8 protein-coding genes are annotated in these 15,969 nt (G+C 44.4%); all 8 read right to left on the minus strand.

Going from position 1 to position 15,969, the window contains the following annotated elements:
* Positions 1-167: 167 nt before the first annotated feature.
* Positions 168-2,696, minus strand: coding sequence for a zinc-dependent metalloprotease (locus tag MUY27_RS08545; protein ID WP_245129587.1), 2,529 nt, complete (start codon positions 2,694-2,696; stop codon positions 168-170).
* 35 nt (positions 2,697-2,731) lie between these two features.
* Entirely contained in the window at positions 2,732-5,023 is a 2,292-nt protein-coding gene (locus tag MUY27_RS08550; RefSeq protein ID WP_245129588.1) for a S9 family peptidase, read from the minus strand.
* 7 nt (positions 5,024-5,030) lie between these two features.
* Positions 5,031-6,149: a thioredoxin family protein gene (locus tag MUY27_RS08555; RefSeq protein ID WP_245129589.1), complete on the minus strand. Its 1,119-nt coding sequence runs from the start codon at positions 6,147-6,149 to the stop codon at positions 5,031-5,033.
* A 35-nt stretch (positions 6,150-6,184) separates the two neighbouring features.
* The gene (locus MUY27_RS08560; RefSeq protein WP_245129590.1) at positions 6,185-7,126 is read right to left on the minus strand and encodes a hypothetical protein; all 942 of its coding nucleotides are present in this window, start codon (positions 7,124-7,126) and stop codon (positions 6,185-6,187) included.
* 33 nt (positions 7,127-7,159) lie between these two features.
* On the minus strand, positions 7,160-8,719 hold the full coding sequence (locus MUY27_RS08565; RefSeq protein WP_245129591.1) for a RagB/SusD family nutrient uptake outer membrane protein: 1,560 nt from the start codon (positions 8,717-8,719) through the stop codon (positions 7,160-7,162).
* Between the two features lie 13 nt (positions 8,720-8,732).
* Complete coding sequence (locus tag MUY27_RS08570) at positions 8,733-12,335, minus strand: SusC/RagA family TonB-linked outer membrane protein (RefSeq protein WP_245129592.1); 3,603 nt, start codon at positions 12,333-12,335, stop codon at positions 8,733-8,735.
* A 119-nt stretch (positions 12,336-12,454) separates the two neighbouring features.
* Entirely contained in the window at positions 12,455-13,645 is a 1,191-nt protein-coding gene (locus MUY27_RS08575; protein WP_245129593.1) for a FecR family protein, read from the minus strand.
* Positions 13,646-13,897: 252 nt separating this feature from the next.
* On the minus strand, positions 13,898-15,916 hold the full coding sequence (locus MUY27_RS08580) for a M13 family metallopeptidase (RefSeq protein ID WP_245129594.1): 2,019 nt from the start codon (positions 15,914-15,916) through the stop codon (positions 13,898-13,900).
* Positions 15,917-15,969: the final 53 nt, after the last annotated feature.

The raw sequence follows: 15,969 nt of genomic DNA on the forward strand, positions 1-15,969 counted from the left end.
GCAATTTAGTAAAAAAAGAAAATAAAATGATTTTTTAATGTTATTTTAATAAGAAATAGATGAAAAATAATAGCTATTTATCTATAAAAGCCGTTATCAGCGGGTATAAAAGCAAAACAGCCGCTTTATCGTTAGATAAAACAGCTGTTTCAGGAATATATAAGATATTATACCTTGCTGCTCAGTGCCAAATTAATGCGACTAAGCACATCTTCAAGATGCATGCGTGTTTCCTCGTCATGTATCTGAGGTTTTGCCGCAATTATCTTGCTGCGGATGCGCTGAAGACTTGCGCGGGCAAGGGAAACGTAATCTGTTGTTCCTCCCGCCGGCAGGTTTGACGGTGGCCTTACCACCAGGGCTAATCTATCAATATAGTTCTTTTGCAGGTTTCTTCTGAATAAGCTGATAGCACTATGGGTGCCCAATTCCTTCCAGATATTATTTTCCAGATCGCGCAGGAATTGATTAGCTGTATAAGCCTTGGGATCATTGACTTGCTGCGCTAATAGTCGGTTAATACGGCGCTGGCTGATCAACTGGGCTAAAGAATAAGTTTGCAAACCATCCATTATCTCAGTAGGCGCAGTGCCTGTCAAGCTTAAAATCTTTTTGTCGATAAGCCATGTTGGGGTTTCAAATACCTGCGTATTTAAAAACTGCATCGCCTGACGCTGCAAACCGGCAGGAACTGCGGTGTATACTGCACCAGGTTGTTCTACAGATTTATCATTTTCATATCTGCCGCCAATATATTTACATACGTGGCCGATATAGCGCAAGTATTGGTTATACACCTCTTTGTGCATGCTGAGCAGGTTCTCATAATCTTCATTCGGCACGCGGGTCCATTCTGTTAAATGGTTCATTACACGCTTCAGGTTTTTTATACCATAGGTATTTGCAATCATCGCATTATCACCCAGGTCTTCGCTTTGCGCACGCGGGTCATCTTCGCTTGCCTCACCCCCAAACCAATAACGTTTGTCGCCGGCTTTGGCAATAATCCACTTGTTAAGCGTTGTTGTTTCATCATCAGCAACCTTGGCATTCGGTATTAATTTATACCCCCATTCAATTGCCCATTTATCATATTCGCCAATACGCGGGAAAATTCCTTTTTCACCGACACCATCCTCTGGCTGCGCTACATAGTTAAAACGGGCATAGTCCATAATAGACGCTGTGTGTCCGTTGGCTTCTACCCAGGCTTTATCGCGCAGCTTTTCAACCGGAGTGGCCGAACTGGAGCCGTAGTTATGTAATAGACCCAACGTATGGCCTACTTCGTGCGATGAAACAAAGCGGATCAGCTGACCCATCAGTTCATCGTCAAACTCCATTTTACGGGCTTTTGGATCAATCGCTGCCGCCTGAACAAAATACCAGTCGTGCACCAGTTTCATTACGTTGTGATACCAGTTAATGTGCGTTTCTATTACTTCCCCGCTCCGCGGATCTACAATGTGCGGGCCGCTGGCGTTAGGTACTGTTGATGGCTTGTAAATAATAGCAGAATGGCGTGCATCGTCGATATCCCATGTCGGGTCTTCCTGGTAAGTAGGTGCTTTTTTGGCAACGATGGCGTTTTTGAAACCAGCACGCTCAAAGGCCGCTTGCCAGTCATTCACACCCTGCATTAGAAAAGGCACCCATTTTGCAGGCGTAGCAGGGTCTATATAGATTACGATTGGGGTCTTGGGTTCAACCAGTTCACCACGATTATATTTCTCCCGATCTTCTTTACGCGGTTCCAGCCTCCAGCGCTCAATGATATTTTGGCGTCTCACGCCTTGCGGGTCTACATCAAAATCGGTATAGCTGGTGGTGAAGTAGCCCACACGACCGTCGCCATACCTGGGCATCATCGGCACTTTTGGCAATAAAACCAGTGAGGTATTTAACTCTACAGATACCGGCCTTCCCGCTGGGGTACTGGTGGTGTTTATCCCATTAGCGCTTTGCGTAGTAGTTGGAGCGGTGCGCATATAGGTTTTGAACGTCCTGATCTCGGTGTTAATTGGGAACGTGTTTACCTTGATCAGGTAAGATTTGTCACTCTGGTAAGATGAAATATTGAACTTTTGCTTGTTACCACCGAAATAAAAAAGGTCAACGTCGCCGTTAATTACATCAGACATATCTATTACGCTGTTCTTTCTGCCCGAAACAGTATCCGGATGAAAGGCCTTAATATCAAAAGCGTAAACCACCGGCTGAACGTTGGAATTGGTAACTGCACGATACATTGCGCGTGTGGAGTCCTGAGAACGCTCGTTATAAGACATCTCCCTTACGAAAATCTTGTTATTAGGGGTTCTTTCAAACCGGATCACGCTCTGGCTTAACTGGTCGCCGGCATACCCGGTCATGGTATTTGTATTACGCCAGTCGGCACCGGCTTTAGCAACACGGCTTACCAAAAGAATATCACGATCAAGGATACTGTCAGGGATTTCGAAATAGGTTTTATCCTCCACCTGGTGAACAATGAAAAGACCTTTTTCTGTCTTGGCTTTTGCCGTAATAATATCCTTGTAAGGCTTCGGCTCTGCCTTTGAGGTTAACGGAGGCAGCATCGCCGGCGGATTGGCATGTTGCTCCGCAGGTTTACCCGTACGGTTTTGAGCGCCCACCTGGTTAACGGTAAGCGAAAGGGCCGTCAGGCATACACCTAACGCAAAGATTTTTTTCATAAAATGAATTAAGATTGTGGTTTTTATTGTAAAGATTAGTGAGTCAACGAATCGCCCAAAAGATACTTTGCAAAGTATCCGTTACGGCGTTTTTCAAAATAGGGTTCATAGAGCTCGTCATAATGATGCGACTGACCGGGAAGCACCAGCATATCAAAGTCCTTGTTTTGTTTTACCAGTGCATCTACTACCCTAAGCGTGTTAGCCGGATGCACATTCTGATCTACATCGCCGGTAACCAATAAGAGGTGACCTTTCAGATTTTTAACTAATGCCTGGTTTGCCTGGTTAATAAATTTAAACGATACTGAATCTGGCTGTTTGGGATTCTTTACTTCCTCAATACCCTGGTAGGTTTCGCCCCAAAATCGATTATAGATGACCTGATCGTGATTACCGGATGATGAAACGGCCACTTTATAAAAATCCGGATAAGTGCAGATAGCAGCAAGCGCCATCATGCCACCACCGGAATGCCCGAAAATACCTACCCTGCTGAGATCGATAAAAGAGAATTGTTTGGCCAGTTGCTCTAATCCGGCTTTATCATCTGCTAAAGGAGCGTCGCGCAGGTTGCCATGATCGAAGCTGGCGTAGGGTTTATTACGTAGCGGTGAGCCTCCTCTATGGCCCATACACACCACGATGACACCTAACTGGGCCAGCGGCGCATTGTTGTATTTATCAAAAACGGTAAAGTCTGTCCATACGGTTTCCGTTTGTGGCCCCGGATACACCTGCGAGATAACAGGGTATTTCTTTTTCGGGTCGAAGTTAAACGGCTTCCACATAATCCCGTACAGATCTGTAACACCATCAGCAGCTTTTACTGTAAAAGGCTCAGGTGCCCGCCAACCATAATCAAACAGTTTTTTGAAGGATGGCTTTTGTAAAACAGCGATTAGTTTTCCGTCTGCGCGGCGAACCTGCGTTACCGGTGTTTGGTTGATCTGCGAATAAGTATCGACAAAATAACGGCCGCCTGGCGAAAAATAAATGGCGTGAGTGGCGTTTTCCGGCGTAAGTAAGGTTAATTTACCGGTACGCAGATCTGCCTTGTACAAGTGGGCATAATATGGATTTCTGGAAGGTTCTTTGCCGTATCCCTTAAAATACAATGCCTGTGTACGGTCATCCATGTAGGCGATCCTTCCGGCAGTATAATTCCCCGGGCCAAGCTCGCGAAGCAAAACACCGTTGCTGTTGTACAAATAGTAGTGCCCCCACCCTGTCCTGTCAGACCACCAAAGTATCTTTTTCCCCCCATTGATGATCTTTACATTAAACATGTCCGGGTCAAAATAAGGTTTGGAAACTTCGTCTATCACCTGGCGAACGTTAAATGTTACCAAATTAACCGCACACAGGGCCATTTCATCGCGGGTCCTCTTTTTCAGCAATACATAAATTTCCTTTTCAGCAATGTTCTGCCCCACCACCTCTACTTCCTGATCTTTCCAATGCCCCAGATTTACTTTATTGATCGCTTTTCTTAAGGTATCGCCAATAAAAAGTTCGTACTGGGCTACTTCCTTATCGCCCGGCAGTTCATATTTATAAGTTTCTGCGGTTGGTCTCGGATTGGAAAGACTATTAAGCACGCTCATGCTTTTTACGCGCCTGGTATCTTTGCGGATAACGTAAAAGTAAGGTGTAGCACCCAGCCAAACCGCATCACATGGTCGCGCCTGCCTGCTCTTCGTATTATCACCACTGTTAATGTCAAACGAATAATATGGGACAGCATCTGAAGATAGCGCGTCTGTTTTACCATTGCGAAGATTCTTCAAATACAAATTATGCTGAACGCTGAAAAGTATCCAGCAGCTATCGGCAGAATATTGCCCTATTTCCAGGCTTTTGTAATGTTTTGGCAATGCAGACGGAGCCAATCTTACTTTCCCACTGAAAAAATTATACAGGAAAGATTTATCTCTATATTTAAAGTTCACCTCGTGGTCGGTGGCTTTCAATGCTATAGGAACTTCAGCGCGTAGCTTTGCGCTATCGACAGGTTCATGTAGCAACCGGCTCAAGCCTTTTGCTGCCTTAGCCTGATCGAACATCAGCCGTTGCTTACCGGTATGGGCATCAACCCAATAATGCCCTTTAATGGCATCATCCTTAAAGGCATACCAAAATATCTCGCCGTCTTTTAAGAACATCGGAACCGGATTGATGGTGCCTGTTAAAGCACTTATTTTTGCTCTGTCAAACTTTGCTTCGGCGGTATAATCCGGCTGCTGCCCCCTGGCAGAAAACAGCTGCAAATACAATAGTATAGCTATAGGCCACCGTTTGATGGCCAGTTGGCTAAGTATCTTCATAAATTATCTATTTCCTGTACTTCTCCATAGCAGCGACTATCTTTGGGTCTTTTCCAGTGGCACATACCTGTTGTACCAATTCTTTAAAACCGAAATCACCATTACGTACAACACGGTCATACGCTAACATATAGCTGTAAATAAGCTTTTGATTTTCTGCTGATAACAAACCGAAGTTTGCCGCAAGTAATTTGGTCACCTTCGCGGTATCTTTCTCTGCACAGGCTGCCGATACATCCATCAGATCGATATACTCCTGCTTATCAGTCCAATCCATGGTTTTAAGCTGATTTTTCAAGTGATCAAATTCATCGGTCCTTAACACCAGTTCTTTTCTCTGCTCATTTTTAAAATAGCCACCGGTAAGGCTATATTCTGCTACACGCCGAAACAGTGTTTTAAGCCGGTGTTCTACTTCAGCCTTGTTATTATACCGCACAAAAGCAGCCCAGTGGTCGGCCAGGTAATCAAAATTTAAACTATGTACATTTGAAAGGTAAAGTGCGTACCGGTTCTCGCCGAACAGGAACCAATTTTCTGGCCTAACGCGTTGATCATCTGTCAAACTATTAAAATAATCAGCAGCGATCTGTTTACCTTCTGTTATTTCCATTAAGTTGATCTTCAACTGGATATATTCCCTGATAAACGCTGGGGAACGGTCGCCGCTTGCGTACCGCTTGTTCATTTCTTCAACACGGTTATGAGGTTTTATACCTTCGCGTATCTTCGCCATAAATTCACCGGCACTCATCCCGCCAACGAACTTATACACCAGTTGGCCGGCCCCGTTCAAAAGCAGGAATGACGGGTAGGCTTCCACCTTATAGGTTTTACGCAAATCGGGCCCTTCCCCTTTCTCCATATCCGATTGAAGATTAACGAAATGCGTATTGAAGAAATCAGCAACACTATCCACAGTAAACACATGAATTGCCATGTTTTTACACGGGATGCACCAGCTGGTATAGCAGTCTACAAAGACGAGTTTATGCTCATCCTTGGCTTTCTTTAATACCTGCTGAAAGCTCTGCTGCTCAAAGTTGATATGCCTGTTTTGTGCCAACACAAAGGCCGGCACGATCAAGGCAATTAAAAACAAACTATTAACGAAAATTTTTCTCATAATTAAAATGCTTATTCACTTGGTTGTATCATTGGCTACCTGCCCGTGTAATTACCTATAGCCTGCAGGTCTACACCATAATTGTTTATAAAGTAATTTCGGACGATGTTATAGCGTTGCCGTATTTTACCATTGGTGTCCTTTACCGGGTTTAAAATCCCTACGAGCGAGGCATCTGTATTGACACGGCTTTTATTTAGCGTTGCTTCTGTACAACTTACCATGGCCTGGATATATAGCGACCAATCTGTTAAAGCCGTCGGGCTCGAGTAATAGGTTGTTAATATCCCATTTGCATAAGCTGTAGCCTGGCTGGTGTAAGTGGCGTAATTGGTTACTGCTGTAAAATCAGCTGTTGGTGCCGCCAGGTTGCGGGTGATAATACTTTGCGCGAATATGAGGTTTACTTTTTTGGCAAACTTGATAGAATCTGTTTGCGTCATGTTCATCACAGCAGCATTACCATAGTTCACGTTTATGTTATCGAAGTTTGCCCAGGCGCCAACAACCGCATCGTTTCTTAATATACGATAAACCGGGCTATAGATGTACGTGGCGTAAATAGAATCCACGCTACTGCAAAGCATAATCTTAGTCGGCAAAAATTGTTTTAGAAATTTATCGGTATAGAAGCCAAACCACAATTTGTTTAAAACCGTAATCTGACGGCTGATATAATCACCATTAGAAGTATCGGCCGGGGTTGCCAGATAGCCAGTAGTTCCGACACCGTTAGCATCCAAAGTGGCATTTTTCCAGCCGGTTGGTGTCCAGTACGTGTCTTTATCGGTGAATTTGTACAGCATGTAAACACCGTACTTGTTATAAAAATCCGTTATGGTTTTATCATAAGGATGATTGCCTTGGGGCAGGGTGTAGCCAAAAGTTTGTTTGCTGGCAACCAGTACTGCTTCTTTTTTACATGAAGCCGCTGCCAACACCAGGCATGCGATGATGATATAATTAAGTATCCTCATTTCTTTAATTTTTTTCGCGTTATAAAATTATCCTTACCGTGGGTTCTGCTGTAAATTGTAGTTGCGAGCCATCACATCATACGGTATTTGCAAGGCATAGCTGTTACTTCCGCTGGCAAGCGTATAGGTAGATGATGTACCCGACGGATCAATTAAGGTATGGGTGACACTCAGGTTCCACCGTTTAATATCTACCCATCTGAAATTTTCTTCCAGGCAAAGCTCACGACGCCGTTCATCCTGCAAAAACTTCAACAACTGTGTTGCATCTGCTATATTTACCGATGTATAAGGCGTATTGCGGGTATCATAACGGTTCTGACGGAGGTAATTTAAGTCTGCCATGGCTGCAGCCTGGTAGCTGGCCTGCCCGGTACTTAAATATTTGCGGGCATTGGCTTCGGCATGGTTTAAGTAAAGCTCTGCTACGCGGATACCCTTGTCGCCATAAGTTTGCGTAAACCCTATTTTACCGCTTTTGAAAGGGTAACTACCTCCGTTACTGTAAGTCTCGAAATAAAGTTTATAGCGCAGGTCGCCGTAATTGGTATTGCTTCCATTACCTTTGTCATACAGGGCAGCCAGGGAATTTGAAACAGAAAACGGCGGGGCAATTCCTGTAAACGTATTATAACCAGGGAAAAAGGTAGTGGGGTTTGAACCTCTGTTTACGTTGAAACCGTAAGACCAGATAACTTCTGTGCTCAATGTCTGGTCATAAATACCAGCACTGCTTAACGTAGAACCAGAGGTAAAGTAATTTGTAAGCGGGGTAAGCGTGCGTTTTAACGCAAGCGCCATCTCTGAATACTTTATTACATTATCCATATCGGCATCGCGGCCCATATAAAGATAAAGCCGTGATAACAAGGTATAAGCGGCGATATGGCTCACCCTGAATAACGAAGAGGGCGTATAATTATCGCGCAGCAGACTGGCAGCAGTCAGCAAGTCTGTTTCGATTTGGGCGTATACTTCTGCCAGCGTATTACGTTTAGGATAAACATCGCTCACCTTTGAGGTAAGAATCAATGGAACGCCAAGGCTGGTAGTTGGGTCAACCCCGGGGCCATTATATGGCTTTCCATATAGTGTAACCAGTTTTAGGTAATAGAATGCGCGAAGAAACAGTGCCTGCCCTAGAATACCGTTCTTCACTTTGTCGGTGCCGGTAACCGAGCCGATGTAATCCATTACCACGTTACAACCCTTAATCTTGTTGTAATAGATCGTCCAGGAATTTACCCCGTTCTGGTCAACCAGGTTTGAGCCTGCTGCGCCGGTGATATTGTCAAACATAGTTGGATCCCAGGTATATACAGGCGTTCCATAGGTTTGATAAGGAACATAGGTGGTATTAGGGGCACCATTTAATTGCGGTACACCGTTGGATTGAATATCGTCGGTCAGAAGATCGGTATAGGTATCCATAGCCTGAAGGTATGGATAACCATCGCTGTACAACAGCGAAGCCAAATCATCTGCGTTTTGCGGGATCAGTTCGTCCTGGCTGGTTTCTTTCAGAAATTTCTTGCATGAGGCCAGGGTTAAAACCAATGTTAAAAAGCTCAAAATTATAGTGATTTTTTTCATCTTGTCAGCTTTATTAAAATACAACACTAAGATTAAGTGAATAAGAGCGAACCCTTGGCTGGGCGCCTGTCGCAACTTCCGGATCTATTCCGTTAAAATCGCGACTGACGATCTGAAACGGATTAGTAACACCCAGTCCGCAGCGGATCGCATTAGTTCTTAAACGGGTTACAATACTTGCCGGAAGCGAATAGCTCATGCTGATGTTATTGCAACGCAGCATAGAGGCGCTAACCACACGTGCTGTACTGTAATTATACATTTCATAAACGTTTGTATTGGTTTTACCATCAGGCAGGACGACAGTGTTACCCACTCTCGCATCTGGTAAGCCAGGAAATGCAGCTGACGTATTGGTCGGTGTCCATCGGCCTAAAAGTTCCCTTGAAAGGTTTTCAATTTCTGCAGGCACGCCATTGATGAGCGAGTAAGCCGGCGCTTTGAATTTTTTACCGCCTACCTGCAAAAAGAAGCTGGAGTTGAGTGAAAGCATTTTGTAGCGGAAGCTGGTGCCGATACCACCTGTAAAATCAGGATCTGCCTTACCCACATATTTCATATATGACGTAGGGTCTGAAGCTGGCGTACTGCCCGGCGCTACTGCTAAATTGATGATCGGGTAGCCATTTGCCGGGTTGATACCGGTGTAATCGAATGCCCAAAGGCCTGAAACCGGATAGCCTTGCTTATAGAACAGCCCTGAAGCCGCGGTGCGCCAGGTGGCATTGTTCTGTATGCCGGTTTTTACCAGATTATTGTAGTTCTTTGCCGTGTTCAACGATACAGACCAGGTAAACTTGCTGGTACGTACAGGCGTAAAGGCAGCGCTTAACTCGTAACCACGGTTGGTTAACGAACCTCCGTTAATAGGCATGCTCAATACCCCGTATTCTGCCGGTACGGTTAAATAGGTAACCAAATCCTTCGCTGTTTTCTGATAATATTCTGCAGTGGCCTGTACCTTGTTCTGGAACAGGGAGAAATCAAAGCCCAGGTTCATACTCAGGGTTCTTTCGAAACGAAGATCCGCATAAGGTAGTGAGCTGATGGTAAGCAGGTAATCGCCGGTGAAACTATCTACCACTGATGAAGATGGTGTTGTAGGAATTTTCAATATCAGGTTAGGGCTGGCGTTACTCACAACATTTCGCTGGTAACCTAAAGTACCCCTAACGCTCATATCTGTTAGCCAACTGGTTTTATCGAACCACTTCTCGCGGCCCAAGTTCCATCTTAAACCTCCTGCCAATACCGGATTGAACTTTTCTTCTGTGAACTGTCCGAAGCGGTTAGAACGGTCATTTCTAATACTGAAATTCGCCACATAACGGTTGTCATACGTATAACTTGCTGTTCCGTAAACGCCCATATTATTGGTAAGCTTATCCGTTTTAACGTGTACCTGGCTTTCTGTAAGAACATTAGGTGATACATTTGTGGTTGACCCGATTATAGTAGTGTAAGTTTCGGGAACAACGGCAAACGTCATCCCCCTGTCGCGCAGATAACCGTAAGTAGTTGAAGAAAGGCCGGTATAATGCGTGCTGTTTAATTCAAACCCGGTTAATACAGTTAACAAATGTTTATTATTGAACGTGCGGGTAAAGCTCAGGCTGTTTCGAAAATTCCATGAAGTATTCTGGTTATCATCCGCATTGTATTCACCACCTTGCGGAAGCGGGCTCTTTAAATAATCAGGGTCCGAAGGTTTTGCAGCACCGTAATCATACCTACGTTTCTGCGCGATATAGGCCGTACGCTCCGTTGCATAAGTATTGCCGGTAACGTTAGAATTGCTGATACTATACAGCGACTGAAAGTTCAGGCCACGGATAATCTCGTAATTAGCTGACACGTTGGCGTTAAAAGTTTGCCCCTTGTTGGAAGAGCCGGTGTTATTCAACTCGTTTAAAATATTATATGAATAACCTAATGAATTGGCATACATAAACAAGCTGCCATCGGGATTATAGGCTGGAATGAGTCGGCTCGTTTTAGAAGCATAAGTATATGGGTCGACGATATAAAATCCATCTGTAGTACGGCTGGAGACAGATAGTTTTGCGGATAGATTCAGTTTTTTTGTTACCTGCGAAGTTAACCCCACCGAGCCTGTAAGGCCTTTCGAATCGTTACCCTTCGCCGTTCCGTTGGTATTATTGTATGAAAATGAGCTGTAATAACGCGCATTAGCATTTCCGCCAGATAAACTAAGATTGTGTGTAAGGCTAAGCGGCGTTCTGAAAAGAATATCGAACCAGTTATTGTTCAATGTTTCCAGGTACTGTACACGGTCATTAAATTGGGCATAGGTGGCCCGGCCGAATAGATAATCATTAAGGGCGCCCGAAAAACCGATATTGCTTCCGTACGTGTTCCCGCCTACCAAACCACGGTTAAAAATTTCTTCTGAAACGCCGATCCGTTCCTGCGAGTTCATCAGGTTAAGGCGGTCATAACTTACCTTATCAGATAAATTAGCGGTTAGGGAATAGCTGATAGACGGCGGACCGGCGACGCCTTTCTTGGTAGTGATTACGATAACGCCATTAGCGGCACGTACACCATAAATGGCCGTGGCAGAAGCGTCTTTTAAAACACTGATATCTTCTATATCGTAGGAGTTGAGCCACCCGATAGCTGAAGCCACATAATCGCGGACAAAATCAAAATTATCTTTGGAAGCTGTTCCTGCACTCCCCGCAGCGGTGCTTAATACGGTAGCTTTAAAAGGCAGGGGATCTTGCTGTATCACACCGTCAACCACCCAGATCGGATCTTGCGAGCCAAACAGTGTTGAAGTACCTCTCACCCTTACGGTTTGCCTGGTACCTACCTGTCCGCTCTGGTTGGTTACCACGACGCCCGGCAGCTTGCCTTGTAAGGCTTGCTCGATGGTAGTGGTACCATCCAGGTAGAGGTCGCTCCCTTTCAGGGAACTGATGGACCCCGCAATATTGCTGCGGCCCAGTACCTGGTAACCGGTGGATACCACCTGCACTTCGTTCAATTTAACCACTTTACGGGTCATTGTAATCCTCAGATCACTCATCTTGGAGTTAGTAGGTATGGTTTGGGTATCGAACCCCATAGCGCTGACCACGATAGACACTCCAGGTTGCAGCTTAATGGTAAAGTGCCCGAAATTATCGGTCTTTACGTAGGTTCCACCTCTTACATAAACGTAAGCATCTAAACCCTTACCGGTCGAATCTACTACGGATCCTTTTAACTGCCAGTCTGCAGGGGCCGCCGCTTTACTGGGAGGCACCTTTTCGGTTACGGTTACCTGCTTTCCCTGGATGGTGTATGAAAAGGGCTGATCGGCAAAACAGGCATCGAGCGCTTGTTTAATATTTGCGTTTTTTACCTCGATGGTTACGGGTTTGCTGTCTGACAGTAAACGGTAATTATAAAAGAACACAAAGCCAGACTGTTTGGTGATTGACTTAAAAACACTTTCAATAGAAGCGTTCTTAACGGATAAAGTAATTCCGGGCGATGCCTGTTGGGCGTGACCTTCCCTGCTGATGCAAACACACAGGAACAAGGCAAGCCCTATTTTAAAATTCCGGCATAAATACAGTAGTATCTTTCTCGTAAAAATTATTTCCATGTATCAATAGTTATAAATTATTAGGCAAAAGGGATCCTATTCGCGCATTTTCATGCACAATCAATTAAAACGATAAGGTTTTAAAACTTTTTTTAGGAGGCTAGGCGGGAGTTGACTGATCAATAAAAAACAGTCACCTTGTGGCCATCCAATTTAAAATGTACCATACTGATCTCGAGTGTACGGAGCACCTGGCTCAGCGGGGCATCGCGCATAATTACCCCTCCGAACTTGTCGTGATTTTCTCCTGATCCTTGAAACTCCACCTCTACATTGTACCATCTCGAAAGCTGTCGCATCACCTGTTTAATATCGGCATGTTCAAACTGAAAATACCCTTTTTTCCAGGCGATGACCTGGTCTGTATCTGCTTTTGATACAGTGAGCTTTGATAGCGCTGCATCTAACACAGATTGCTGCCCGGGTGCTAATATTGCTGAAAGGTTGTTTTGCTGTACCCTTACACGCCCTTGCAGCAAGGTTGTCCGGACATTAGCTTCATCGTCATAGGCATTGATGTTGAAATGAGTACCCAACACTTCAACCGTGCCGCCCGGCGTATGGTTAGCTTTAATAATGTGAACTCTGAAAGGCTTCGAGGCATTATGCGAAACCTCAAAGTAGGCTTCACCGGTAATTTCAACTGCTCTTTCATCCCCGGCAAACAGGTTGGGATACCGTATGGAAGATTCTGCGTTTAGCCATACCCGGCTACCATCAGACAATACCACCTGGAACTGGCCGCCAAGCGGCGTAGTAACGGTGTTGTAAAATACCTGGTCTGTCGGGGCCGATTTTGGCTGATAAACGATCGTTCCACTATCTACCCGCCTAATATTTGCGTTACCCTGGCTGGCTAAAAGCCCGGTATCACTTGGCGATAAGACGATGTTTCTACCATTGGCCAACGTCAGTACAGCTTTATTAGAGCCAGGCTGAACCTCATTCCTGATCTGGGATACCATTTGTGTGGCAACCTCTTTTTGAGCTGATCTGTTATTCCACCAAATGATAGACGCCCCGGCAATCACTATGGCAGCAGCTGCAGCAGCCGTCCACTTGTACACACGCAGGTAACGCTGCCGTCTGTCAACTTCCACCACTTCTCTAAAAAGTTGTTCGCGTTCGGTTTCATCTGGTAACTGCGCTTCTTCGCGTTCCCCGAAATCTACCTGCTCAAACATGGTTTGTAAAAGCTCATCATCACTGTTTTCGGTCAAACGCATCAACTCCAACAGTTCTGCAGGGGTACAGCTATTGTTTGCATACTGTTTGAATAAATAGTTAAGCCTTTCCGATTTTTCCGTCATGATGAATACTTGAAGTTTGTTTTTATGCCGCGATCGTCGGCTTTATTGCTCAAACTAATAATAAAGACGAAAAAAAAGGAGCATCGTACTGCCTTGGGGTTATTTTTTTTTCAAAAAAAACTAAAACGCCATAAAAAAAGCTTCTTTAAAAGGATAAAGAAGCTTTTCATTAACTTAAAAAAGATACCATACAGGCTATTTAATCAACCCAATTCTATAAAAATTATCACCGATGGTACCGGTAGATTTGCATCACCATATTCTTGCCCGTTCATTTTCGGCTTTATAGTTTTTATCACCGGGTTGAATATTAAACGCACGATAAAAAGGAGCAAAATTCATCAGCGGACCGTTTACCCGCCACATTGCCGGTGAATGCGGATTAGTATTTACATAAGTGCGTAAAAAGGCATCCCGGGTTTTCACCCGCCAAATTCTGGCTATAGAAAGGAAAAAACGCTGGTCGGGCGTAAAGCCATCAATCTTCTCGCCGCTTTTACCTTGCTCCGTCATTTTAAAGGCATCATAAGCAATAGCTACGCCACCGTTGTCAGCCGTGTTTTCACCCAGCGTTAACGGGCCTTTGATATGAACGGTGTCTAAAACGGTAAAAGAGCTGTAAAGCTTGGAAAGCTGCGTGGTTCGTTCCTTAAATTTCCGGTAGTCTTCTTTTGTCCACCAGTTTTTTACGTTGCCGTCCTTATCAAACTGGGCGCCCTGGTCGTCAAAAGCGTGTGTCATCTCATGGCCGATCACCATGCCGATGCCACCATAATTAATGGCGTCATCTGCTGCAAAATCGAAATATGGATATTGTAATATACCAGCGGGAAATACAATTTCGTTTACCGGCGGATTATAGTAGGCTGTCACCGTTGAAGGCGTGGTTTGCCATTCGGTTTTGTCTACAGGTTTGTTCAGCTTAGCCAGTTCATATTTATAGTCGTTCTTATTGAGCGACAGCACATTTTCAAAAAACTTAGTCCTGCTGATCTGCACCTGGTTATAATCGCGCCATTTGTCCGGGTAACCAATTTTCTTGGTGATGGCGTATAGCTTCTCTTTGGCTTTTTGCTTGGTGCTGTCGCTCATCCACTCCAGGTTATTTATCCTGATCTCGAAAGCCTTCTGCAAATTGTTCACCAATTCAAGTACGCGCTTTTTAGCCGCTTCGTTGAAATATCGTTTTACATAAAGCTGCCCCAGGGCCTGCCCCAACAAATTATCCACATTGGCTGTCATGATCTGCCTGCGCGGCTTTTGCTTGTCTTCGCCAGATAATGCCTTATTAAATGTAAAAGTGGCATCTACAAATGGCTGGCTTAATCTGTCGGCGTAATTTTGAAGCGTGGATGCTTTCAGATAAGTTTTCCAGTCTTCAATACTTACTGTTTTCAGCATCTTATCCAGTTTACCGTAATAAGCAGGCTGCGCCACATCTATTGAATCTGTAGCGGCGCCAATGGTGGCCAAAAAGTTTTTCCAACCAATATGCGGTTGCGTTTCATTGATAGCGGCAACAGCCATCATGTGGTAATTGGCATTGATATCCCTTAGCTCAATATTGGTTTTACTTCCATCAGCCAGTTCCTTCTCTATACTGTATACGATAGCTGCCTTTTTGATCGCTGCTGCACGGTCGTTTCCTGTTAATTGAAATAATTGCTGCAAATAGGTTTTATAAGCTTCCTGAACATGAAGCGTAGGCGAATCTGTTTTAAAATAATACCCTTTTTCCGGAAGGCCAATTCCGGCCTGGTAAACGTGCGCCACATTAATCGAGCTGTTCTTATTATCAGGCGATACGCCGAACAAAATAATCGAGCGATTGCCGGACATCATTTCAACGGCAACAAATTTAAGCATCGACGGAATACTGTTGATCGCGTCGATACGCGCCAAAATAGGTTTTACTGGTTCGTAACCCCTGCGGTTGATGGTTGCCATATCCATACCAGAGGCATAGAAATCGCCCACTTTTTGCTCAATACTACCCGGTACATTTTTAGCTTTGGAAACACTATCTAAAATATTTTGTAATAAGCGTTTTTGCGGGATGTTAAGGAAAGAATAAGAACCTACACCCGCCTGGTCATTGTCGATTTTCACGGTATCATACCAGCGACCGTTTACATACCTAAAAAAATTATCACCCGGTTTAACAGCCGGATCAAGGCCGCTCACGTCTACAAACTTCCTGCCTTGAGCAGATGAATAATTCCATGCGGATAATAGCCCCAGCAACATGAACAGTGAAAATGACTTTTTCATAAATATGATTTGCTTAAAGATATCAAATGTATCTATGATTGCTTAAAAATCAT

Origin of the sequence: Mucilaginibacter straminoryzae (assembly GCF_022953055.1) — a bacterium.
GTDB classification, from domain to species: Bacteria; Bacteroidota; Bacteroidia; order Sphingobacteriales; family Sphingobacteriaceae; genus Mucilaginibacter; species Mucilaginibacter straminoryzae.